Genomic DNA, 1,017 nt, shown 5'->3' with positions numbered 1-1,017 from the left:
TTATATAGCAACGTTTCCTCGGTTATATAGCAACGTTTCCTCGGTATTTGACAACAAATATTTATTATGTTGTTATAGCAACACAATAAAATTGTTGCTAAATAGAATGACATGACAGACTTAGTCGTAAAATCTAATAAACTTGTACAAGCTTTACAGACACTTACTTTAAGCGAAACCCGTTTACTTCAGCTCGCAATTGTAGATGCTCGTGAGACTGGACAAGGATTATCAACAGATGAACCTTTAGAATTAAATGCTCTTAGATATGCTAAAGCATTTAACGTTTCTCCAGATGCAGCTTATTTAGCATTAATTGAAGCAGAAGATTCTCTTTTTAAAAGACAATTTACGATTACCAATGAAGATGGAACTTTAACAAAAAGTCGCTGGATTCAAGATGCTAATTATCGGAAAGGTGAAGGAAGAATTTTAGTTACCTTAACTCGTGTGGTAATTGAACATGTCACTAAAATAGATGGGTTTGAACAGTATTTTACTAGTTATCATTTGAAAAAAACTGCTGACTTCAAAAGCGTTTATGCAGTACGTCTTTATGAGCTCTTAATGCAGTGGAAGTCTGTAGGGAAAACGCCTGTTTATGAATTAAATAAATTTCGTAGCCAACTTGGTATAGGTGTTAACGAATACACTCGAATGGAAGCATTTAAGAGACGTGTTTTAGATATTGCAGTAGATCAAATCAACGAATTTTCAGATATAACTGTTAAATACGAACAGCATAAAAAAGGGCGTTCAATCTCAGGATTTTCTTTTAGCTTTAAGCCAAAGAAAGCAACTATTCGATCTATAGAAACTAATAGAGACCCTAATACAACTGATCTGTTCTCGAGAATGACAGATAAGCAACGCCACTTATTCGCTACTAAACTTTCCGAACTACCAGAAATGGGTAAGTATTCTCAGGGTACAGAAAGCTATCCACAATTCGCTATACGTATTGCTGAAATGCTTCAAGATAGTGAAAAATTCCAAGAATTATTCCCTTATCTTCAA

General features: G+C 34.2%; 1 protein-coding gene. It reads left to right on the top strand.

The genetic code is table 11. The annotated features are described in order from the left end of the window. Window positions 1-111 precede the first annotated feature (111 nt). A partial coding sequence (gene repM / locus N518_RS0115360) for a replication initiation protein RepM (RefSeq protein ID WP_026444500.1) occupies window positions 112-1,017 on the top strand: 906 nt, incomplete at its 3' end.

This window comes from Acinetobacter sp. UNC436CL71CviS28 (assembly GCF_000620525.1).
In the GTDB taxonomy this organism is placed as follows: Bacteria; Pseudomonadota; Gammaproteobacteria; order Pseudomonadales; family Moraxellaceae; genus Acinetobacter; species Acinetobacter radioresistens.
The sequence above is the reverse complement of the archived record's forward strand: the minus strand, read 5'-3'. Positions and strand labels throughout refer to the sequence as shown.